Origin of the sequence: Stenotrophomonas humi, assembly GCF_001431415.1 — a bacterium.
GTDB lineage: Bacteria > Pseudomonadota > Gammaproteobacteria > Xanthomonadales > Xanthomonadaceae > Stenotrophomonas > Stenotrophomonas humi.
Genome location: NZ_LDJI01000017.1, coordinates 12,762 through 34,535 on the forward strand (window position 1 = coordinate 12,762; position 21,774 = coordinate 34,535).

Genomic DNA, 21,774 nt, shown 5'->3' on the forward strand with positions numbered 1-21,774 from the left:
AGTTCGACCTGGGCAATCGCCTGATGATGGTCGGCATTGGCCTGGGTCTGTGCGCGGTCACGCTGGTCGGCCGTGCGGCCTATGTGCAGTTGATCGACAGCGATTTCTACCAGCGCCAGGGCGAAGCGCGTTACCTGCGTGAAGTGCCGATCCCGACCTCGCGCGGCATGATCACCGACCGCAATGGTGAGCCGGTGGCGGTGTCCACGCCGGTGGCATCGATCTGGGCCAACCCGCAGGAACTGCTGCAGGCACCGGAACGCATCCCCGAACTGGCACAGGCGTTGGGGCTGCCGGTGGACGAGCTGACCACCAAGCTCACGCAGAAGGCGGATAAGGAGTTCATGTATCTGCGTCGTCGCATGAATCCGGATGTGGCCGAGCAGATCGTGGCGCTGAAGATTCCGGGCGTGTTTTCACAGCGCGAGTTCCGTCGTTTCTACCCGCAGGGTGAGGCGATGGCGCACGTGCTGGGTTTCACCAACATCGATGACCGTGGCCAGGAGGGGCTGGAGCTGGCCTTCGACGAATGGCTGCGTGGCAAGGCCGGTGCCAAGAAAGTGATCCGCGACCGCAAGGGCGCGATTGTCGAGAACATCGACCAGGTGCGTCCTGCCGAGCCGGGCAAGGATCTGACCCTGAGCATCGACCGCCGCATCCAGTTCCTGGCCATGCGCGAGCTGCGCAATGCGGTCACCGCGAACAAGGCCGCTGGTGGTTCCATCGTGGTCATGGACGTGGCAACCGGCGAGGTGTTGGCCATGGCCAACCTGCCGACCTACAACCCTAACGCGGTCAGTGGCGCCACGCCGGACACGCGTCGCAACCGTGCGGTGACCGATCTGGTCGAGCCGGGTTCGACGATGAAGCCGCTGACCATCGCCACCGCGCTGCAGAACCACGTGGTCACGCCGGACACGATCATCGACACCAACCCGGGCTACATGTCGCTGGGTCGCTACACCATCCGCGATGTGCCGCGTAACAACGGCGTGCTCAACGTCACCGGCGTGATCACCCGCAGCTCGAACATCGGCGCGGCCAAGATCGTGGCCCGTATTCCGGACCAGACCTTCTACGACACCGTGCGTGCCTTCGGCTATGGCGTGGCGCCGGACAGCGGTTTCCCGGGTGAATCGTCGGGCGTGGTGCCGCGGCCGGGCAGCCCCAACTGGTACGGCACCACCAAGACCACGATGTCCTACGGTTACGGTCTGGCCGTGACGCCGCTGCAGATCGCGCAGGCATACTCGGCGCTGGCCAATGGTGGCACGGTGATCCAGCCGACCTTCATCAAGGGCCAGCGCAATGAAGCGCGCCAGGTACTGGACCCGAACGTGGCCCAGGAAGTGGTGCGGATGATGGAAACCGTGGTCACCAATGGCGGCGCCAAGCAGGCGGCGATTCTTGGCTACCACGTTGCCGGCAAGACCGGCACGGCGCGCAAGAACGGCCCCAATGGTTACGAGCGCGGTCACTACAACCTGTTGTTTGCCGGCGTGGTCCCGGCCACTGCACCGCGCTTTGCAGCGGTGGTGGTGGTCAACGATCCGCAGGGCGCGCTGCAGTACGGCGGCCTGGTTTCCGCGCCGGTGTTCCATCATGTGATGGAAGGCACCCTGCGCCTGATGGACGTGCCGCCGGATGACATCCAGTCGTGGCTGGCCGCGCAGGCGGCCGGCAAGGTGGGCGGCAAGCCGGGCAGCAATCGCGCGCCGCTGCCGATCCCGCAGGAAGCGGCCGATGTTCCCGACGCGACGGCCGAATTCGATGCCGCGCTGCCTACCGCCAGTGCTCCGGCACCTGCCACCACGGAGGTGCGCCAGTGAGCCGCACGATGCTGTTGTCCAACCTGCTGCCTGAGCTGACCCTGGCGCACGACCCGCAGATCAGCGGGCTGGTGCTGGACTCACGTTTCGTGCGCCCCGGCGATGCCTTCGTCGCGATCGCCGGCTTCGGCGCACACGGGCTGGGCTTTGTGGAACAGGCCAAGGCAGCCGGTGCGGCTGTAGTGTTGTTTGATCCGCCTGCTCCGGTCGAGTTGCCGGCGCCGGCCGATGCCATCGCCGTCCCCGGCCTGCGTTCGCGCATGGGCGTGATGGCCGACCAGTTCCATGGTCATCCGTCGCGCGCGATGACGATGGTCGGGGTCACCGGTACCAACGGCAAAACCTCGACGGTGCAGCTGCTGACCCAGGCATGGCATCTGCTTGGCATCCGCTGCGGCTCGATCGGTACGCTCGGTGTGGGCCTGTATGGCGATGTGGTGCCGACCGGCTTCACCACGCCGCTGGTGCTGCAGATGCATCAGGTATTGGCGCAGCTGCGTGATGACGGTGCCCAGGCCGTGGCGATGGAAGTCAGCTCGCATGCGCTGGACCAGGGCCGCGTCGATGCGGTGCATTACGACGTGGCGGTGTTCACCAACCTCACCCGTGATCATCTGGATTACCACGGCAGCATGGAGGCCTATGGCGCTGCCAAGGCCAAGCTGTTCCAGCGTCCGGGTCTGAAGGCGGCGGCGATCAATCTGGATGACGCGTTCGGCCGTGAACTGATCGCCACGCTGGCGCCGGACGTGCAGGCCATTGGTTTGAGCTCGACCGGCCGGAACGATGCCACGATTCGCGCCGAGAACCTGGTGCTGGACGGGCAGGGCATCGGCTTCGATCTGATCATCGGTGATGCGCGCCATCCGCTGCGTTCACCGCTGCTGGGTCGCTTCAATGTCGACAACCTGCTGGCCGTGGCCGGTGCATTGCATGGCCTGGGCCAGCCGACGTCGGCCATCGCCCAGGTGCTGGCTCAGCTGCAGCCGATTGCCGGGCGCATGAATCGCCTTGGAGGTCATGGCGAACCGACCGTGGTCATCGATTACGCACATACCCCCGACGCACTGGAACAGGCACTGCGCAGCCTGCATGGCCATCTTGATGGTCGTCTGCTGTGCGTGTTTGGTTGCGGTGGCGAGCGTGACACCGGCAAGCGTCCGCAGATGGCCGCCATTGCCGAAGAACTGGCCGACGTGGTGTTCGTCACCGACGACAATCCGCGTGGCGAAGATGGCGATGTGATCGTCGCCGACATCATGGCCGGCTTCACCGATGCCTCCCGGGTCAACGTACAGCGTGACCGAGCCCGCGCCATTGGCGCGGCCGTCGCGCAGGCCGGCCCCGGCGACATCGTGCTGGTTGCCGGCAAGGGCCATGAGCCCTATCAGGAGATTGCAGGTATCAAACATCCTTTCGATGACACCGACGTGGCATCGCGCGCGCTGCTGGCGCGCGCCGCCGTTGGCCAGGAGGTGCGTTCGTGAAGCGCGCCCCGCTGTCGCTGATCGCCCATTGGGCTGGTGGTGAGATCCACGGTGAAGACGTGGCAGTCGACGCTGTCAGCAATGACACGCGCACGCTCAGTGCCGGCAGCTTGTATGTCGCGTTGCGCGGCGAGCGCTTCGACGGGCATATGTTTGCCGCCAACGCAGTGGCCCGTGGTGCCAGCGCATTGCTGGTGGATACGCTGCAGCCGCTGGACGTGCCGCAGGTGGTGGTCGCCAATACCGAACTGGCGCTGGCAAGGATCGCCGCGGCGATGCAGCATGATCGCGCTACCCGCGTGTTCGCCATTACCGGCAGCAACGGCAAGACCAGCGTCAAGAGCCTGCTGCTGGCGATCCTGCAGCATGCCGCTCAGGTGGAAGGCCGTCAGGTCTATGCAACGCCAGGCAACCGCAACAACGAGATCGGCCTGCCGCTGGCCGTGATCGACGCGCCGGAAGACGCCGACTACGCCGTGTACGAAATGGGCGCCGGCAAGCCGGGTGACATTGCTTACCTGACCGACATCGCGCACCCGCATTATTCGTTGGTCAACAACGTTGCCGCTGCGCACCTTGAGCGCATGGGCAGCCTGTTGGGTGTGGCCACCACCAAGGGCGCCATCTATGCGGCGCTGCCGGAAGACGGCGTGGCGGTGATCAATGCAGACGATGCATTCGCGCCGTTCTTCGAGCAGCATTTCATCGGGACGCCGACACGTTGCAAGGTGCTGCGTTTCGGCCTGGAGCACAGCGCCGATGTGCGTGCAGTCAATCTTGTGCTGGGCGCCGAGGGTGCACGTTTCAACCTGATCACACCACAGGGCGAGACAGCGGTGGTGCTGCATCTGGCCGGCCGTCACAACGTGCTCAATGCACTGGCTGCCGCATCGCTGGCGTTGGCTGCAGGAGTCGCGCTGCCGTTGATCGTGGAAGGCCTGGCGCAGGCGCGTCCGGTGGCGGGCCGTCAGGTCGCGCACACGCTGGTCAACGGCGCGGTGCTGATCGACGACAGCTACAACGCCAACCCCGGTTCACTGGCCGCTGCGATCGACGCGCTGGCCGCGGGCAGCGAAGAAGGCTGGCTGGTGCTGGGCGACATGCGCGAACTGGGCGAGGGCGCGCAGGCGCTGCACGCTCAGGCCGGGCAGCGCGCACGCGAAGCCGGTCTCAAGCGACTCTACACGCTGGGGCCGCTGAGCGAAGCGGCATCAAAGGCGTTCGGTGAAGGCGGGCGTCATTTCGACTCCCATGCCGCGCTGGCCGCCGTATTGGAATCGGAACTTCATGCTGGCGTGCGTTGCCTGATCAAGGGCTCGCGCGGCAGCGCCATGGACAAGATCGTGACCGCGCTGTTGGGGCGTGGCGAGGACACTATGCATGTTGCTTGAACTGGCCCGTTGGTTGCAGCAGTTGGACGACCTGTTCCGGCTGTTCAACTACATCACTTTCCGCGGCATCCTCGCGGCGCTGACCGCGCTGGGCCTGTCGCTGTGGCTTGGGCCGGCGGCGATCCGTCGTCTGGCCCAGCTCAAGGGTGGCCAGCCGATCCGCAAGGATGGCCCGCAATCGCACTTCTCCAAGGCCGGCACGCCGACCATGGGCGGCGGTTTGATCCTGACCACCGTGCTGATCTCGGTGCTGCTGTGGGCCGACCTGCGCAACCGCTATGTGTGGGTGGTGATGGCGGTGATGCTGTGCTTCGGTGCCATCGGCTGGTACGACGACTGGTTGAAGATCGCCAAGCGCGATCCGAACGGTCTGAAGTCGCGCTGGAAATACCTGCTGCAGTCGATCTTCGGTCTGGCCGCGGGCCTGTTCCTGTTCTATACGGCCGACGTGCCGGCGGCGCTGACGCTGTACATTCCGATGTTCAAGTCGATCGCGCTGCCGCTGGCCGGCATCAGCTTCGTGGCCATCGCCTACTTCTGGATCGTCGGGTTCTCCAACGCGGTGAACCTCACCGATGGGCTGGATGGCCTGGCCATCATGCCGACGGTACTGGTGGCATGCGCGCTGGGCGTGTTCGCCTACGCCTCGGGCAACGCGGTGTTCTCCAGCTACCTGCAGATTCCGCAGATTCCCGGGGCCGGTGAACTGGTCATCATCTGCGCCGCCATCGCCGGTGCGGGCCTGGGCTTCCTGTGGTTCAACACCTACCCGGCCATGGTGTTCATGGGCGATGTCGGTGCGCTGGCGCTGGGCGCGGTGCTCGGCACCATCGCGGTGATCGTGCGCCAGGAGCTGGTGCTGGTGATCATGGGCGGCGTGTTCGTGATCGAAACCCTGTCGGTGATGATCCAGGTGGCTTCGTTCAAGCTCACCGGCAAGCGTGTGTTCCGCATGGCACCCATTCACCACCATTTTGAGCTGAAGGGCTGGCCGGAGCCGCGCGTGATCGTGCGCTTCTGGATCATCTCGGTGGTGCTCGTGTTGATCGGCCTGGCAACCTTGAAGGTGCGCTGATGGACGACTACTCGCGTCAGGCAACTCGACTTGAAGCCATCGGCGGCAGCTACGACAAGTGGCTGCTGGGCGCCGCCGTGACCTTGGCTTCGATCGGGATCGTGATGGTGGCTTCCAGCTCCATCGCGCTGACGCAGAGTCCGTTCTACTACCTCACCCGGCATCTGGTGTTCATCGGCATCGGCGTGATCCTGGCCATGGTGACGATGCGGGTGGAGTTGAAGGAAATCGAGAAGTACAACCAACTGCTGCTGCTGGGCTGCTTCGCGCTGCTGATCGTGGTGTTCATTCCGGGGCTGGGCAGCAGCGTCAATGGCGCGCGCCGTTGGGTGAACCTGGGCGTGTCCAAATTCCAGACCGTTGAAGCGGTGAAGGTGCTGTACATCGTCTGGTTGTCCAGTTACTTGGTGCGCTTCCGCGACGAGGTCAACGCGACCTGGCAGGCGATGTTGAAGCCGGTCGGAGTGGTGGGCCTTTTGGTCGGCCTGCTGTTGATGCAGCCGGACTTTGGTTCATCGATGCTGCTGCTGGGCATCACCATCTGCATGCTGGTGCTGGGCGGCGCCCAGATCACCCGCATCATCCTGCCGGTATTGCTGTTGCTGCCGGGCCTGGTGCTGCTGGTGATCTTCGAGCCGTACCGCATGCGCCGCGTCACCTCATTCATGGATCCGTGGCAGGACCAGCTCGGTTCGGGCTACCAGCTGTCCAACGCACTGATGGCCATTGGCCGCGGTGAATGGACCGGTGTCGGTCTGGGTGCGTCCATCCAGAAACTGAACTACCTGCCCGAATCGCATACCGACTTCATCTTCTCGGTGATCGCCGAGGAGCTGGGCTTCATCGGCGTGTGCGGCATCATCAGCCTGTACGTGTTGCTGGTGGGCCGTGCGTTCTGGCTGGGCATGCGCTGCATCGAAATGCGCCGTCACTTCGCCGGCTATATCGCGTTCGGCATTGCCCTGTGGATCAGCCTGCAGACCTTCGTGTCGGTTGGTGTGAACCTGGGCATTCTTCCGACCAAGGGTCTGACGCTGCCGCTGATTTCCTCTGGCGGCTCCAGCGTGATGATGACCTGCGTGGCGATGGGCCTGCTGCTGCGCGTGTCCTACGAATACAACCGCGCGGTGCGCCGACAGGAGGTGCGCGACGACGTCGAGCCGATGGTCGAAGACGCCGAGCCGGCGCCGGTGAGTGCACCGACGGCGACCGCCGTGGCCGCGGCCATGCAGGGCAATACCGCGCGTGGCACCAGCCGCATGCAGCAACGGGTCGAGCCGACCTTCGGGAGGATTGCATGAGCAATCCGACGAAGAACGCAGCGCCGCGTCCGGTGATGATCATGGCCGGCGGTACCGGTGGCCACATCTTCCCGGGGCTGGCGGTGGCCAAGGTGTTGCGCGAGCGTGGTGTGCCGGTGGTGTGGCTGGGCGCTGACGGCGCCATGGAAACCCGACTGGTGCCGCAACATGGCATCCAGATCGACACGCTGGCCATCTCCGGTCTGCGTGGCAAGGGCAAGCTGGCACTGTTGGGTGCGCCGGTGCGGGTGCTGCGTGCCATTCGTGACGCTGGCTACGTGCTGCGCGACCGCAATCCGCGCGCCGTGGTGGCTTTCGGTGGCTTCGCCTCCGGGCCGGGCGGCATGGCGGCGCGTCTGCATGGTCTGCCGTTGCTGGTGCACGAACAGAACCGTGCGCCCGGCATGACCAACCGTATCCTGTCGCGCTTCGCCCGTCGTCTGCTGACCGGTTTTCCGGGCAGCTTTGCCGGCGGCAAGGAAGAAGTGGTGGGCAACCCGGTGCGCGCCGAGATCGCCGCGTTGCCGGCGCCGGAACAGCGCTTGTCCGGGCGCACCGGTCCGATGCGTTTGCTGGTGCTGGGTGGCAGCCAGGGCGCGCGCGCATTGAACAATGCCGTGCCCAAGGCGCTGGCCGCGCTGGGTGACAGCGTCGCCATCGACGTCTGGCACCAGTGTGGCGAGAAACTGCACGAAGAAGCATTGCAGGCCTATCGCCAGGCCGGTGTGTCCGGTCGCGTGGATGCCTTCATCGGCGACATGGCCGCTGCCTACGACTGGGCCGACGTGGTGGTGTGCCGCTCTGGTGCATCCACGCTGGCCGAGTTGTGCGCGGTGGGCATCGGCAGCGTGCTGGTGCCGTTCGCCGCTGCGGTCGATGACCACCAGACCCGCAATGCCGAATATCTGGTCGAGCGCGGTGCCGCCGAACTGCTCAAGCAGGACGACGCACTGGCAGCCAACCTGGAAGGCGTGCTGCGCACGCTCGTCAACAATCCCGCCGGTCGCATGCAGATGGCGCACGCCGCGCGTGCACTGGCCAAGGTCGATGCGGCCGAACGCATCGCAGACATCATTCTTGAGGAAGCAGCATGAATACGGCATCGCGCCCCCGCGCCCGCCACACCGGAGGCCAGGCATGATCCGCCGCCTCCACGACACCACCGACCTGGTCCGTGCCTTCCCGCGCGTGCATTTCGTCGGCATCGGTGGCACCGGCATGAGCGGCATCGCCGAAGTGATGCTGACGCTGGGCTACGAAGTCTCCGGTTCGGACAACTCCGACAACGCCGCCACCCGTCGCCTGTCGCGCCTGGGCGCGCGGGTGATGCGTGGCCACTCTGCGGCCAACGTGCTGGGCACCGATTGCGTGGTGGTATCCAGTGCCATCCGTGACGACAACCCCGAACTGATGGAAGCGCGCAGCCAGCGCATTCCGATCATGCCGCGTGCGGCGATGCTGGCCGAGCTGATGCGCTTCCGTCGTGGCATCGCCGTGGCCGGTACGCATGGCAAGACCACCACCACCTCGCTGACCGCGGCGGTGCTGAGCGAAGGCGGGCTGGACCCGACCTTCGTCATCGGCGGCCAGTTGCTGGCGGCCGGTGCCAACGCCAAGCTTGGTGGCGGCCAGTGGCTGGTGGCCGAGGCCGATGAAAGCGATGGCAGCTTCCTGCGGCTGAACCCGCTGGTGGCGGTGATCACCAACATCGACTCCGACCATCTGGAGAACTACGGCAACGACTTCGCCCGCGTGCAGGAAGCCTTTGCCGAATTCCTGCAGCGCCTGCCGTTCTACGGCTTGGCCGTGCTGTGCATCGACGACCCGGAGGTGGCGGCGCTCGCCGCCAAGACGCCGCGTCACGTGATGAGCTACGGCATGAGCAGCAATGCCGATGTGCGCGCCGAGGACGTGGTCCAGGATGGCCCGCGCATGCGCTTCACCCTGCGCCTGCCGGAAGGCAGCAGCGTGCCGGTGACGCTGGCATTGCCGGGCAAGCACAACGTGCTCAACGCACTGGCGGCGGCGGCGGTGGCATGGCAGCTGGGCGTGGCGCCGGAAGCCATCGCTTCGGCGCTGGAGAAGTTTGAAGGTGTCGGCCGCCGCTTCAACGATCTGGGCGTGGTCACCACGCACAAGGGCGCCAAGGTCCGCGTCATCGACGACTACGGTCATCATCCGCGCGAACTGGAAGCCGTGTTCGCTGCCGCGCGCGGTGGCTGGCCGTCGCAGCGTCTGGTGGTGGCTTTCCAGCCGCACCGCTACAGCCGTACGCGTGATCAGTTCGACGCGTTCGCCGCAGTGCTGTCGGATGTCGACGCGCTGGTGTTGAGCGAGGTTTACCCGGCCGGTGAAGCGCCGATTCCGGGTGCCGATTCCAAGTCGCTGGCACGTGCCATCCGCGCACGTGGTCGTAGCGAGCCGGTGGTGGTGAGGCAGGCCGCTGACCTGGTGTCGGTGCTGCCGGACGTACTGCAGGACGGCGACTTGTTGCTGATGATGGGCGCGGGCGACATCGGCCATGTGGCTCAAATCGTGGCAACCGAGGGCTTCAAGGAGGCCACGGGCGAATGAGCCATCACGCATTCCCGTCGTTGCATGCCGGCACCACCGCTCTGCGGTCGGTGCGGGGTGCGTGCGCGTGGAATGCAGGGGAGGGCGCGCGATGAATGCTGTGTTGCGCATCCTCGCCTGGCTGTTGGCTATCGCGCTGGTCGCCTTGCCGGTGGTTGCCGTGCTCAACGGCTGGGTCGGAACCGAGCGCTGGCCGCTGGCCAAGCTGCGTGTGCATGGTGAGTTTGAGCGGGTGCCGGCCGAGGATCTGCAGAAGGCATTGCTGCCGTATGCGCAGGCGGGCTACTTCGCGGTGAAGCTGCAGGACGCCCAGCACGCAGTGGAAAAGCTGCCGTGGGTGGAAAGCGCCCGCGTGCGCAAGCAATGGCCGGATGTGCTGGAGGTTTCCATCGTCGAGCACAAGCCGTTCGCACGCTGGGGCAAGGATCGACTGTTGTCCGAGCAGGGGCGTTTGTTTGCGGTGCCGCATGGCCTTGAAAACGCACCACTGCCGGAGCTGGACGGCCCCGATGCCAAGACCGCGGAAGTGGTCGAGCTCTACAACGATTCCCGCGCCTTGTTCGCGCCTGCCGGCGTGGACGTGCGCAAGGTCGCCATGGATGCGCGCGGCAGCTGGTCGCTGGCGTTGAACAGTGGCACCGAGATCATCGTCGGCCGCAATGACGCGCGTTCACGTCTATCGCGCTTCGTGCGGGTGCTGCCCCAGCTCACCCGCACGCAGGTGCCGATCGAGCGCGCCGACCTCCGCTATACCAATGGTTTCACGCTGAGCTGGGGAACCCCGCCGCCGGCAACAAAGCAGACGCAGGACAGAACATGAATCGCAAGGGTGACAAATCGCTGATCGTCGGACTCGATATCGGCACTTCCAAGGTGGTGGCACTGGTGGGTGAGTACTCGCCGGGCAGCCCCATCGAGGTCATCGGCATCGGTTCGCATGAATCGCGCGGCCTCAAGCGCGGCGTGGTGGTGGACATCGAATCGACGGTACAGTCGATCCAGCGTGCCATCGAGGAAGCCGAATTGATGGCCGGCTGCGAGATCCGTTCGGTCTACGCCTCCATCTCCGGCAACCACGTGCAGTGCCGCAACTCGCAGGGCATCACCCCGATCCGTGAAGGTGAAGTCAGCTGGGGTGACCTGGACCGTGTGCTGGAAGCGGCCAAGGCCGTGGCCATCCCGGCCGACCAGAAGATCCTGCATGCGATCCCGCGCGAGTACGTGCTGGACGATTCGCAGGAAGGCATCCGCAACCCGGTCGGCATGACCGGCGTGCGCCTGGAAGTACACGCGCACCTGGTGGTCTGCGCGCAGTCGGCGGCGGCCAACATCAGCAAGTGCGTGCAGCGCTGCGGCCTGCAGGTGGACGACCTGGTGCTGTCGTCGCTGGCCTCCAGCGTGGCGGTGCTCACCGCCGACGAGCGCGAGCTGGGCGTGGTGATGGTGGACATCGGTGCCGGCACCACCGACATCGCGGTGTTCGTGCAGGGCGCGATCTGCCACACCGCCTCGTTGCCGATCGCCGGCGACCACGTCACCAACGACATTGCGCACATGCTGCGCACCCCGACCCCGGAAGCCGAGCAGATCAAGGTGCGCTACGCGTGCGCACTGGCACAGCTGGCTACCGCCGAGGAGAGCATCCAGGTGCCGTCGGTGGGTGACCGTCCGCCGCGCCGCATGCCGCGTCACTCGCTGGCGCAGGCCGTGCAGGGCCGCTACGAGGAAATTTTCGAGATGGTGCAGGCCGAACTGCGCCGTTCCGGTTTCGAGGAAATGGTTCGCGCCGGCATGGTGCTGACCGGTGGTGCGTCGAAGATGGAAGGTGTGGTCGAGCTGGCCGAGGAAATGCTGCAGATGCCGGTACGCGTGGGCATTCCGCAGCACGTCACCGGGCTGGGCGAAGTGGTCGGCAACCCGGTGCATGCCACCGGCGTGGGCCTGCTGCTGATGGGCAGCCAGATCGAACATCCCCGTCGTCCGTCGCTGCCAACCGGGCGCGCCGGCAGCATGTTCAACAAGTTGAAGAACTGGTTCCGCGGCGAATTCTGAGCGCGGTGTCAGGTGGCAAGGCAGTAAAGCAGGCAGTAGGGCAAGACGAAGTGCAGTAACGCAGTCATTGATACAGGCAACAACCACCGTGACGGGGCAACCCGGAGCGGAAAACCTAAAACAACTCGCCGGTGCGGGCGGGCGCAGAAGGAGAAGGATTCTTCCCGGATGCTCGACCCAATCACGGCAATAGAGAGGACATGGACATGGCGCATTTCGAACTGATTGAAAAGATGGCACCGAACGCGGTGATCAAGGTGGTGGGTGTTGGCGGTGGCGGCGGCAATGCCGTGGCACACATGGTTAACAGCGCCGTCGATGGCGTGGAATTCATCACTGCCAACACCGATTCGCAGGCCATCAAGAACTGTGGCGCCAAGCTGCAGCTGCAGCTGGGTACCAACGTAACCAAGGGTCTGGGTGCTGGCGCCAACCCTGAAGTCGGCCGCCAGGCCGCACTGGAAGACCGCGAGCGCATCATGGACGCCCTGCAGGGCGCCGACATGGTGTTCATCACTGCCGGCATGGGCGGTGGCACCGGTACCGGCGCTGCGCCGGTGGTGGCACAGCTGGCCAAGGAAATGGGCATCCTGACCGTTGCCGTGGTCACCAAGCCGTTCCCGTTCGAAGGCCGTCGCCGCATGCAGGTCGCGCTGAAGGGCATCGAGGAGCTGAGCCAGCATGTCGACTCGCTGATCACCATCCCGAATGAAAAGCTGATCACCGTGCTTGGCCGCAACGCCACCATGGTGCAGGCCTTCCGTGCCGCCAACGACGTGCTGCAGGGCGCCGTGCAGGGCATCGCCGACCTGATCGTGCGTCCGGGCCTGATCAACGTCGACTTCGCCGACGTGCGCACCGTGATGTCGGAAATGGGCCTGGCCATGATGGGCACCGGCACCGCACGTGGCGATGATCGCGCCCAGGCTGCTGCCGAAGCCGCGATCCAGAACCCGTTGCTGGACGACGTGAACCTGGCTGGTGCCAACGGCATCCTGGTCAACATCACCGCCGGCCCGGACTTCACCATGAGCGAGTTCGACGAAATCGGCCGCACCATCGAAGGCTTCTCCTCGGAAGACGCCACCGTCGTGGTCGGCACCGTGCTGGACCCGGACATGCAGGACGAAGTGCGCGTGACCGTCGTGGCCACCGGCCTGAACCGTGCCACCGCCAAGAACGCACAGCGTCCGGGCGAGCGCGCACCGATCAAGCTGGTCCGCAATGCCACCACCGGCCAGCCGGAGTTCGGCGAATACGAAAGCCCGGCCGATGCCGTGGCCAAGGCCGTGGGCAACTCCTTGGGCATGGGCCTGCGCCGTCCGAGCGCCGACACCGCGGCGGCTTCTTCCGCATCGATGTCCGCGCCGGCCGCTGCTGAGCTGCCGAACGACTACCTGGATATCCCGGCGTTCCTGCGCCGCCAGGCAGACTGATCGGGGCTGATCCGGCGCCACTGAGTGGACCGGGTCTGGTCACGCGCCTGCCGGCAATGGCGGCGCGGGTCGGGCCGGTTCGTCCCGGTGGGTCGGAGTCGCCGCCGCTGCACTACACGTCAGGGCTGTCCACCCTGACGGGCAAGACCATGTCCTTTGTCGCCGGGCCAGGATCGGCCCGGCGGCATTTTCCGTCGCTCCCCGCATGAGCTGCCGTTGTCTGGCGTTTTCGGGGTGGTTGTTAACGCGTGTTATTCTTGTTTGTCCCCAGCCGCGCATGCGCGGCTTATCCGGTTCCGCACCCATGATCCAGCAACGCACACTCAAGAATACGATCCGCGCCACCGGCGTCGGCCTGCACAGCGGTGACAAGGTCTATATGACGTTGCGCCCTGCGCCGGTGAACCATGGCGTCGTGTTCCGTCGGGTCGATCTTGACCCGGTGGTGGTGGTGCCGGCACGCGCCGATCTGGTCACCGAGGTGACCCTGTGCACCGGGCTCACCTGCGAAGGCGCCAAGATCCAGACCGTCGAACACCTGATGTCGGCCCTGGCCGGCCTTGGCGTGGACAACGTGATCGTGGAGTTGTCTTCGGCCGAGCTACCGATCATGGACGGCTCTTCCGGCCCGTTCGTGTTCCTGCTGCAGTCGGCGGGGGTCGTCGAACAGGATGCGCCCAAGCGTTTCCTGCGCATCCTCAAGACAGTGGAAGTGCGCGACGGCGACAAGATTGCCCGCTTCGATCCGTATGAAGGCTACAAGCTGGGTTTCACCATCCAGTTCGACCACCCAATGATTCCGGCCAAGCAGTCGCGTGCGGAGATCGAATTCTCAACCGCTGCTTACGTCAAGGAAATTTCCCGCGCCCGTACGTTTGGCTTCATGCGTGACCTGGAGTACATGCGTGAGCGCAACCTGGGCCTGGGCGGCTCGATGGACAACGCCATCGTGCTGGACGAATTCCGCGTATTGAACGAAGACGGCCTGCGTTACGTCGACGAGTTCGTGCGCCACAAGATCCTCGACGCCATCGGTGACCTCTATCTGGCCGGCGGCCAGGTGCTGGGTGCCTACGACGGCTTCAAGTCCGGCCACGCGCTCAACAACAAGCTGGTGCGCGCCTTGTTGGCCGATGAAAGTGCCTGGGAATGGGCCAGCTATGACTCCCCGGTCGCTGCTGATCCGGTGGTCTACGGGCTGCCTGCCTACGCCTGAGGCGTGGTCCTGTGATGCTGAAACGGCCGGTCGAACCGGCCGTTCTGCTGTCCGGGTGCCGGATACGCACGGGACATGCAGGCCAATGAAGCAGTGCACGCTTCGGTTCGCGCCAGCCAAAGTGGCGCCATGCTCCCCGGGTCACCAGCCTGATGGTCGGCGCTACCGGCTGTACTGCCGGGATTGGGTCCAGTCATGCCGGTACCAGCATGGCTGGGTGCGTGGTCTTCGGGCGGCTCATGCGTAAGAGCGCCGCCAGATTCCTAGGACTGAAAGCGGCCATGTCATGGATTTGTGAACCCAGTAAGGGTTCGAGCCTGAATTTAGCGAAAAATTAACAAAAGACTAACTCCCGGGGGCCAATCCACCGCTAGGATTCCTCCGGCTTCCTGCTTCGACCCTCCGGGTCAGCGGCGGGAGCCGGGGCCGGTAGGGCTCCCGGATTTCAGGATCGCGAGGATTTCACATCCTGGAGGGCAGCCAGGGCGTCACGCAGGCCTTTATGCGTGGCTTCCGATACTGCGGTACTGCGCTGGTCATTACGCACTGGGGAGTGCGGGGGCGCAGTGGCAGTCTTGACGGTCACTCGCGTGGCCTTCAGCCCGATGGATCGGGCCGCGTCGATCAGCTGGTCTTCGGCAAGCCGCACTTTGGCATGCCACACCGGCGACTCGACGAGAAAAACGAGGTGTTCGCCGTCCACATTGGCCAACCGGCAACGGTTTGCCAGCGCCGGCGGCAGATGGGGGCGCAATTGCCGGTCCAACGCATCGAGCCACAGGGCTCGCCGCAACGGGTTTCCAGCTTTGTCCGCCATCGCCGCTTCCAGCGCCTGTTTGGGCGCGGAACGGGAACGAACGCTGGATTTCGGCTCAGACATAAGAATTCTTCAATGACATTTAAAAAGATCGTAATCAAAACGCGTGAACGGCAGGCCAAGACGTCGCTGGCGCGTGTTCAGATGTATTTCGAGGATCGCCCCAAGGCGTTGCTGGGCAGCGTACTCGGGTTGGGTTGCCTGATGGGCCTGGCGTCGAGCCTGGCACTGGGCATGGTGGGGGATTCGGCCCTGCAGACCAAGGTCGACCGGCAGGAACAGGAGCTGGCCAAGGTGCGCGCCGACGCGCAGACCCAGGTCAATGCACTTGCCGCCCGCCTGGGTGAACTGCAGGCGCAGGCCACGCGGCTCAACGCGCTGGGTGACCGCTTGACCCAGATGGGCAAGCTGCAGGACGGCGAGTTCGACTTCAATGAAACGCCCGGTATGGGTGAAGGCGAGCCGGGCCCGACCCAGGACATCCCGGCCAACGCCGTCGTCACCGACTTACAGGTGCTGGAGCAGCGTTTCGCTGCTTCAGGCAAGCAGTTGTCGGTGCTGGAATCGCTGTTGTTCGATCACCAGCTCGAGCAGAACGCCGTGCCATCGCGCATGCCGATCAGCAACACCTACATCACCTCCAGTTTCGGTACCCGCGCCGATCCGTTCGGTCGCGGTGCCGGCAACCACAAGGGCATGGACTTCCATGCACGCGTGGGTGACCCGGTGATGGCCGTGGCCGACGGTGTGGTCAGCTATTCCGGGGTCAAGGGCGGCTACGGCAACGTGGTCGAGATCGACCATGGCAATGGCTACAAGACCCTGTACGCGCACAACTCGCGCCTGACCGTGCGTGAGGGCAGCCTGGTCCGTGCCGGGCAGGAAGTGGCCAAGGCCGGTTCCACGGGCCGTTCCACTGGCGCCCACGTGCATTTCGAGGTCTGGCAGAACGGCCAGGTGATGAACCCGCGCAAGTTCCTGGGCGAGGGTGGCAATACGCCCGTGGGGCGTCTCAGCCGCGGCTGACAAAAGCGGGGGAGGGAGCTTGAATCGCCAAGCCCCCGCCCCAAGCTACAATAGGCGTTGCCATAGACAGGGCGCATTGCGCCCTGTTTCGTTTGTGAGGGCGGTCCCAGGGGCCTGCCTGTCATACGGCATTTCATTCAAACCGGTTCCTTCAATGATCAACAGCCTGCTTACCCGCGTTTTTGGCAGTCGTAATGAACGCCAGTTGCGTCAGCTCAACCGTATCGTCGCCAAGATCAATGCCTTGGAGCCGGAGATCCAGAAGCTCTCCGATGACCAGCTGAAGGCCAAGACGCCTGAGTTCCGCGAGCGCATCGCCGCTGGCGAAGCACTGGACAAGGTGCTGCCGGAGGCCTTCGCGGTCTGCCGTGAAGCATCCCTGCGCGTATTGGGCATGCGCCATTACGACGTGCAGCTGATCGGCGGCATGGTGCTGCACCTGGGCAAGATCGCTGAAATGCGCACCGGTGAAGGCAAGACGCTGGTGGCAACGCTGCCGGTCTACCTCAACGCGCTGGAAGGCAAGGGCGTGCATGTGGTCACGGTCAATGACTACCTGGCTCGCCGCGACGCCGCGCAGATGGGCAAGCTGTACAACTGGCTGGGCCTGAGCGTGGGCGTGGTCTACCCGGGCATGCCGCACGGTGACAAGCGCGAAGCCTATGGCAGCGACATCACCTACGGCACCAACAACGAATTCGGCTTCGACTACCTGCGCGACAACATGGCGCTGAGCAAGGCCGATCGTTACCAGCGTGGCCTGCACTACGCCATCGTCGACGAAGTCGACTCGATCCTGATCGACGAAGCGCGTACGCCGCTGATCATTTCCGGCCCCGCCGATGATTCCCCGGAGCTGTACATCCGCGTCAACCGCGTCGTGCCGCACCTGATCAAGCAGGAGGCCGAAGACGGTGAGGGTGATTACTGGGTCGATGAAAAGGGCAAGCAGGTGCACCTGTCCGAAGCGGGCATGGAGCACGCTGAAGCACTGCTGCGCGAAGCCGGCATCATCGGTGAAGACAACGACAACGGCCTGTACGCCGCGCAGAACCTGACCGTCGTTCACCATCTCAACGCCGCACTGCGCGCGCACGCCATCTACCAGCGCGACGTGGACTACATCGTGCGCGATGGCGAAGTGGTGATCGTCGATGAATTCACCGGTCGTACGCTGGCCGGCCGCCGCTGGTCCGATGGCCTGCACCAGGCGGTGGAAGCGAAGGAGGGCGTGCCGGTACAGCGTGAGAACCAGACGCTGGCCAGCATCACGTTCCAGAACCTGTTCCGCATGTACAAGAAGCTGTCCGGCATGACCGGTACGGCCGATACGGAAGCCTTCGAGTTCCAGAGCATCTACGGCCTGGAAGTGGTGGTGATTCCGACCAACAAGCCGACCGTGCGCAAGGACTACCCGGATCAGGTGTTCCTCAACCGCCAGGGCAAGTTCAACGCGGTGCTGGCCGACATCGAAGAGTGCGCCAAGCGCGGTCAGCCGGTGCTGGTGGGTACCACCTCGATTGAAACCTCGGAGATGTTGTCCGAGCACCTGCGCAAGGCGGGCGTGAAGCACGAAGTGCTCAACGCCAAGCAGCATGACCGCGAGGCCAGCATCGTCGCCAACGCCGGTCGTCCGGGCTCGGTGACCATCGCCACCAACATGGCAGGCCGTGGTACCGACATCGTGCTCGGCGGTTCGCTGGAGACCGAACTGCATGAGCTGGGTGAAGACATCAGCGACGAGCAGAAGGCCGCGGTGAAGGCTGCCTGGCAGGAGCGCCACGAAGCCGTGAAGGCCGCTGGCGGTCTGCACATCGTCGGTACCGAGCGCCATGAGTCGCGCCGTATCGACAACCAGCTGCGCGGCCGTTCCGGTCGTCAGGGTGACCCGGGTTCGTCCCGCTTCTACCTGTCGCTGGAAGACAACCTGATGCGCATCTTTGCCTCTGACTGGGTGCAGAAGGCGATGCGCATGATGGGCATGAAGGAAGACGACGTCATCGAAGACCGCATGGTCAGCCGTCAGATCGAGAAGGCGCAGCGCAAGGTGGAAGCGCACAACTTCGACATCCGCAAGAACCTGCTGGACTTCGACGACGTCAACAACGACCAGCGCAAGGTGATCTACTCCCAGCGTGATGAACTGCTGGACGCCGAGTCGGTGAAGGAAAACATCGACGGTATCCGCGGCGATGTGATCTACGATCTGGTCGCCCGTTTCGTGCCGCCGAATTCGGTGGACGATCAGTGGGACCTGGCTGGCCTGCAGGCCACGCTGGACTCCGAGCTGGGCGTGCAGATGGACCTGGTGGGCCTGGTCAAGCAGCACGAAGAACTGGACGCCGATGCCATCGCGCAGAAGGTCGTCGAGCGGATGGAAGAGCACTTCGCGCAGAAGGAAGTGGCCGTTGGCGGCGACACCATGCGCGCGCTGGAGAAGCACGTGATGCTGACCGTGCTCGACCAGAGCTGGAAGGAGCATCTGGCACGCATGGATTACCTGCGCCAGGGCATCTACCTGCGTGGTTACGCACAGAAGCAGCCCAAGCAGGAGTACAAGAAGGAAGCCTTCGAGTTGTTCTCGCAGATGCTGGAGGACGTCAAGAGCGAAGTGATCAACCTGTTGTCGCGCGTGCGCGTGCGCAGCGAGGAAGAGGTCGCCGCGATGGAGGCCCTGGAGCGCCAGCAGGCCGAAGCACGTCTGCAGATGTCGCAGTTCCAGCACCAGGACAACGGCAGCTACAGCGCGGACGAAGAAGCTGCGCAGGTCGAAGCCGGTGTCGCGCAGGTCACCCGTGAGGAACCGAAGGTCGGTCGCAACGATCCGTGCCCCTGCGGCAGCGGCAAGAAGTTCAAGCACTGCCACGGGCAGTTGAACTGATTGATGAAAAACCCCGCGGAAGCGGGGTTTTTCGTATGCGGGCCTGCGCGCGCTGGCTGCACCGCAGCCCTGGGGCCATGCGCCGCTGGTGTCGTGCCGGGAGACCTCGTGCCCAGCAGGGCTGGGCTTCGTCTTCTACCCCCTCCCGCCTGTACATGCCCGTTGCGTGTCTGGCCTCGTTTTCGGCATTCTCAGGCAATGAATTCACCCCTTCGCTCGATCCATGTCGTGGCTGCCGTCATCACTGACGCGCGGGGCCGCATCCTGCTCAACCGCCGTACCGGCAACAGCGACATGGCGGGGTTATGGGAATTCCCGGGAGGGAAGCGCGAGCCCGGCGAAACTTCGGAACAGGCGTTGGTGCGTGAGCTGCACGAGGAGCTCGGCATCGACGCACAGATCGGTGAGTGGCTGATGGAAGTGCCGCAGCTTTACCCGGACAAACGGCTGCGCCTGGAAGTGCGCATGGTGCGTGACTGGAAGGGCTCGGCACGCGGTCGTGAGGGCCAGGCCATCACCTGGGTGACGCCGGACAAGCTGTCGCGCTACTCGATGCCGCCGGCCGATCTGCCGGTCGTGGCCGCCCTGCGCCAGCCTGACCGGTATCTGGTCACGCCTGAGCCCGTGTACGGGGCGGATGCATGGTTGGGCGGTATCGGCGCGGCGATTGAAGGTGGCATCCGGCGCGTTCACCTGCGCACGCCGCAGGCTGAAGACCGTGCCGCGTTGGCGCGCAATGCGGCCGAGCGTTTTGCCTCCCAGGTGGATGTGCTGCTCAACCGAGACATCGCGCTGGCGCGCGAGCTGGGGGTGGGCGTGCATCTGGGTGGCGAGCAGCTGCTGTCGCTGTCGGCGCGGCCACTGCCGGAGTCGCTGCCGGTGGCCGCATCCTGTCACGACCTGGTGCAGCTGCAGGCCGCACAGCGGTTGGGCTGTGACTTTGTCGTGCTGGGCCCGGTGCAGCCCACCGCGACGCATCCCGGCGCGGTGCCGTTGGGCTGGGAGGCCTTCGAGCGACTGCGCGAACAGGTGTCGTTGCCGATCTACGCGATCGGTGGGATGGCTGCTGCCGATATCGAGACCTCGCGCCGGCATGGTGCGTTGGGCGTGGCGGCGATCCGTTCGCTGTGGCCTGCGCCTACAGCGTGATCCAGAAGCAGTTGTATTGGCGCCGCAGCCGAAACACGGTACGCGTGGGCGTGCTGCTGCGTGGCAGCGTCTGCTCCAGCCGCAGCGCGACCGGCCGCCGAGCGGGCGGGGCGGCATTGCTGATGACCGGGACCGTCGCGGACTGCGCTGGATCCACGGGGGTGCCGTCGGCGTAGGTGAACGGTTCGGTAGGGGCTGGCTCGTAGACGGGCGCTTCGGGAAACACCGGCGCGATATCCAGCAGCGGGCGCTGCACGATTTCGTGCAGGCGATCCATCACCTGGGTAGCGGCAGCGGTGGACAATCCGTTCCAGAGATAGATGCTGGACAGGCGGTTGGCATCCTGGGCTTGTGCGGCGGATTGAATCTGCCCGACCAGCTCACTGAGACGCCGTGCGCAGCTGTCGCGATAGAGCCCGCTGCCGCCGGTTGGGCGTGCCGGCAGCAATCGCGCGCGGGCGCCCATGACCTCGCAGGGTTTGTCGCCGTAAACCGTCTGGCCCTGTGTGTTGGTGCAGCGATTGACCTGCTGTGCATGCGCGTTGAACGCCAACAGGGCAAGGCAGGAAGACAACAACAGCAGCAACGCGGTTCGCATCGCGCAAGCGTAGCGGTTGTGGCGGTTGGCAGGACGTGACGGCGGTGGCGTTGTTGATCAGGCGCTGCGCAGACGTTGCAGTACGGCGTGGGTCGGCTTGGCCAGGTTCAGCGTATAGAAATGCAGCGATGGTGCGCCGCCGCTGATCAGGCGTTCGCACAACGTTGCGACCACGTCGGCGCCGAAGTCGCGCACCGATTCGACATCATCGCCAAAGGCCTGCATGCGCTTGCTGATCCAACGCGGGATCTCGGCGCCGCATTGCTCGGAGAAACGCCGCAACTGGCTGAAATTGGAGATCGGCATCACGCCGGGAATGATGGGCACATCCACCCCGAGTTTGCGTGCGGCATCGACGAAGTGGAAGTACGCATCGGCGTTGTAGAAATACTGAGTGATGGCGGCGTCGGCACCGGCGTCGATCTTGGTCTTGAAGTGACGCAGGTCGGCCAATGCATCGCTGGCCTGGGGATGAGTCTCCGGATAGGCCCCGACCTCGATGCGGAAGGCATCGCCGTGCTCGGCACGGATGAAGGCGATCAGCTCGGAGGCGTAGCGCAGGTCGCCGGGGAAGCCCATGCCCGAGGGCAGGTCGCCACGCAGGGCCACCAGGCGCTTCACGCCGATGGCACGGTACAGCTTGAGCAGCTCACGGATTTCCTCGCGGGTGCCGCCCACGCATGACAGGTGCGGGGCTGCCTGCAGGCCATGGTGCTGGTTGAGGTGGCGTACGGTTTCGGAGGTGTAGCTCAGGGTCGATCCGCCCGCACCGAACGTGCAGGACACGTATTCGGGGGTGTGAACCTTGAGCTTGGCAGCGGTGCGATCCAGCTGGGCACGCTGGTCGTCGGTCTTGGGGGGATAGAACTCGAAGCTGATCGCGGTCATGGATAGCAGCCGGGCATATATCGGAATGCTCGGCATTATATCTCTCCATCAAGA

17 protein-coding genes are annotated in these 21,774 nt (G+C 64.9%); 14 read left to right on the plus strand and 3 right to left on the minus strand.

Annotation, left to right across the window (positions count from 1 at the left end; genetic code table 11):
* The first annotated feature begins 23 nt into the window (after window positions 1–23).
* From ABB26_RS09190 to lpxC, 11 genes are all read left to right on the plus strand, one after another.
* Window positions 24–1,829 (plus strand): peptidoglycan D,D-transpeptidase FtsI family protein, encoded by a 1,806-nt coding sequence (locus ABB26_RS09190; protein ID WP_057633451.1) that lies wholly within the window; start codon window positions 24–26, stop codon window positions 1,827–1,829.
* Entirely contained in the window at window positions 1,826–3,316 is a 1,491-nt protein-coding gene (locus tag ABB26_RS09195) for a UDP-N-acetylmuramoyl-L-alanyl-D-glutamate--2,6-diaminopimelate ligase (protein WP_057633386.1), read from the plus strand. The genes ABB26_RS09190 and ABB26_RS09195 overlap by 4 nt, the downstream gene beginning before the upstream one ends.
* The gene (locus ABB26_RS09200; protein WP_057633388.1) at window positions 3,313–4,707 is read left to right on the plus strand and encodes a UDP-N-acetylmuramoyl-tripeptide--D-alanyl-D-alanine ligase; all 1,395 of its coding nucleotides are present in this window, start codon (window positions 3,313–3,315) and stop codon (window positions 4,705–4,707) included. Before ABB26_RS09195 ends, ABB26_RS09200 begins: the two co-directional genes overlap by 4 nt.
* Window positions 4,697–5,782, plus strand: coding sequence for a phospho-N-acetylmuramoyl-pentapeptide-transferase (gene mraY / locus ABB26_RS09205; RefSeq protein ID WP_057633390.1), 1,086 nt, complete (start codon window positions 4,697–4,699; stop codon window positions 5,780–5,782). The genes ABB26_RS09200 and mraY overlap by 11 nt, the downstream gene beginning before the upstream one ends.
* Window positions 5,782–7,083 (plus strand): putative lipid II flippase FtsW, encoded by a 1,302-nt coding sequence (gene ftsW, locus ABB26_RS09210; RefSeq protein WP_057633393.1) that lies wholly within the window; start codon window positions 5,782–5,784, stop codon window positions 7,081–7,083. The genes mraY and ftsW overlap by 1 nt, the downstream gene beginning before the upstream one ends.
* Window positions 7,080–8,177 carry an undecaprenyldiphospho-muramoylpentapeptide beta-N-acetylglucosaminyltransferase gene (gene murG / locus ABB26_RS09215; RefSeq protein ID WP_057633395.1) on the plus strand — a complete coding sequence of 366 codons (1,098 nt, stop codon included), beginning with the start codon at window positions 7,080–7,082 and terminating at the stop codon, window positions 8,175–8,177. The genes ftsW and murG overlap by 4 nt, the downstream gene beginning before the upstream one ends.
* A gap of 43 nt (window positions 8,178–8,220) precedes the next feature.
* On the plus strand, window positions 8,221–9,657 hold the full coding sequence (gene murC / locus ABB26_RS09220) for a UDP-N-acetylmuramate--L-alanine ligase (RefSeq protein WP_057633397.1): 1,437 nt from the start codon (window positions 8,221–8,223) through the stop codon (window positions 9,655–9,657).
* A gap of 91 nt (window positions 9,658–9,748) precedes the next feature.
* Complete coding sequence (locus tag ABB26_RS09225) at window positions 9,749–10,477, plus strand: cell division protein FtsQ/DivIB (RefSeq protein WP_057633399.1); 729 nt, start codon at window positions 9,749–9,751, stop codon at window positions 10,475–10,477.
* Window positions 10,474–11,709, plus strand: coding sequence for a cell division protein FtsA (gene ftsA, locus ABB26_RS09230; protein WP_057633401.1), 1,236 nt, complete (start codon window positions 10,474–10,476; stop codon window positions 11,707–11,709). Before ABB26_RS09225 ends, ftsA begins: the two co-directional genes overlap by 4 nt.
* Window positions 11,710–11,915: 206 nt before the next feature.
* Window positions 11,916–13,145: a cell division protein FtsZ gene (gene ftsZ / locus ABB26_RS09235; protein WP_057633452.1), complete on the plus strand. Its 1,230-nt coding sequence runs from the start codon at window positions 11,916–11,918 to the stop codon at window positions 13,143–13,145.
* A 304-nt stretch (window positions 13,146–13,449) separates the two neighbouring features.
* The gene (gene lpxC, locus ABB26_RS09240; RefSeq protein WP_057633403.1) at window positions 13,450–14,361 is read left to right on the plus strand and encodes a UDP-3-O-acyl-N-acetylglucosamine deacetylase; all 912 of its coding nucleotides are present in this window, start codon (window positions 13,450–13,452) and stop codon (window positions 14,359–14,361) included.
* A gap of 445 nt (window positions 14,362–14,806) precedes the next feature.
* Here lpxC and ABB26_RS09245 read toward each other — a convergent pair whose 3' ends face one another.
* Complete coding sequence (locus ABB26_RS09245; protein ID WP_057633405.1) at window positions 14,807–15,241, minus strand: DciA family protein; 435 nt, start codon at window positions 15,239–15,241, stop codon at window positions 14,807–14,809.
* Between the two features lie 12 nt (window positions 15,242–15,253).
* Here ABB26_RS09245 and ABB26_RS09250 point away from each other — a divergent pair, with 12 nt between their 5' ends.
* From ABB26_RS09250 to ABB26_RS09260, 3 genes are all read left to right on the plus strand, one after another.
* Entirely contained in the window at window positions 15,254–16,204 is a 951-nt protein-coding gene (locus ABB26_RS09250; RefSeq protein ID WP_057633406.1) for a M23 family metallopeptidase, read from the plus strand.
* 154 nt (window positions 16,205–16,358) lie between these two features.
* Complete coding sequence (gene secA / locus ABB26_RS09255) at window positions 16,359–19,085, plus strand: preprotein translocase subunit SecA (protein ID WP_057633407.1); 2,727 nt, start codon at window positions 16,359–16,361, stop codon at window positions 19,083–19,085.
* Window positions 19,086–19,283: 198 nt separating this feature from the next.
* On the plus strand, window positions 19,284–20,234 hold the full coding sequence (locus tag ABB26_RS09260) for a Nudix family hydrolase (protein WP_057633409.1): 951 nt from the start codon (window positions 19,284–19,286) through the stop codon (window positions 20,232–20,234).
* On the opposite strand, the gene ABB26_RS09265 is transcribed toward ABB26_RS09260, so the two are convergent.
* Complete coding sequence (locus ABB26_RS09265; protein WP_057633411.1) at window positions 20,224–20,832, minus strand: DUF4124 domain-containing protein; 609 nt, start codon at window positions 20,830–20,832, stop codon at window positions 20,224–20,226. The two genes, ABB26_RS09260 and ABB26_RS09265, sit on opposite strands and share 11 nt — an antisense overlap.
* A gap of 57 nt (window positions 20,833–20,889) precedes the next feature.
* Window positions 20,890–21,720: a methylenetetrahydrofolate reductase [NAD(P)H] gene (metF, locus tag ABB26_RS09270; protein ID WP_057633412.1), complete on the minus strand. Its 831-nt coding sequence runs from the start codon at window positions 21,718–21,720 to the stop codon at window positions 20,890–20,892.
* Window positions 21,721–21,774: the final 54 nt, after the last annotated feature.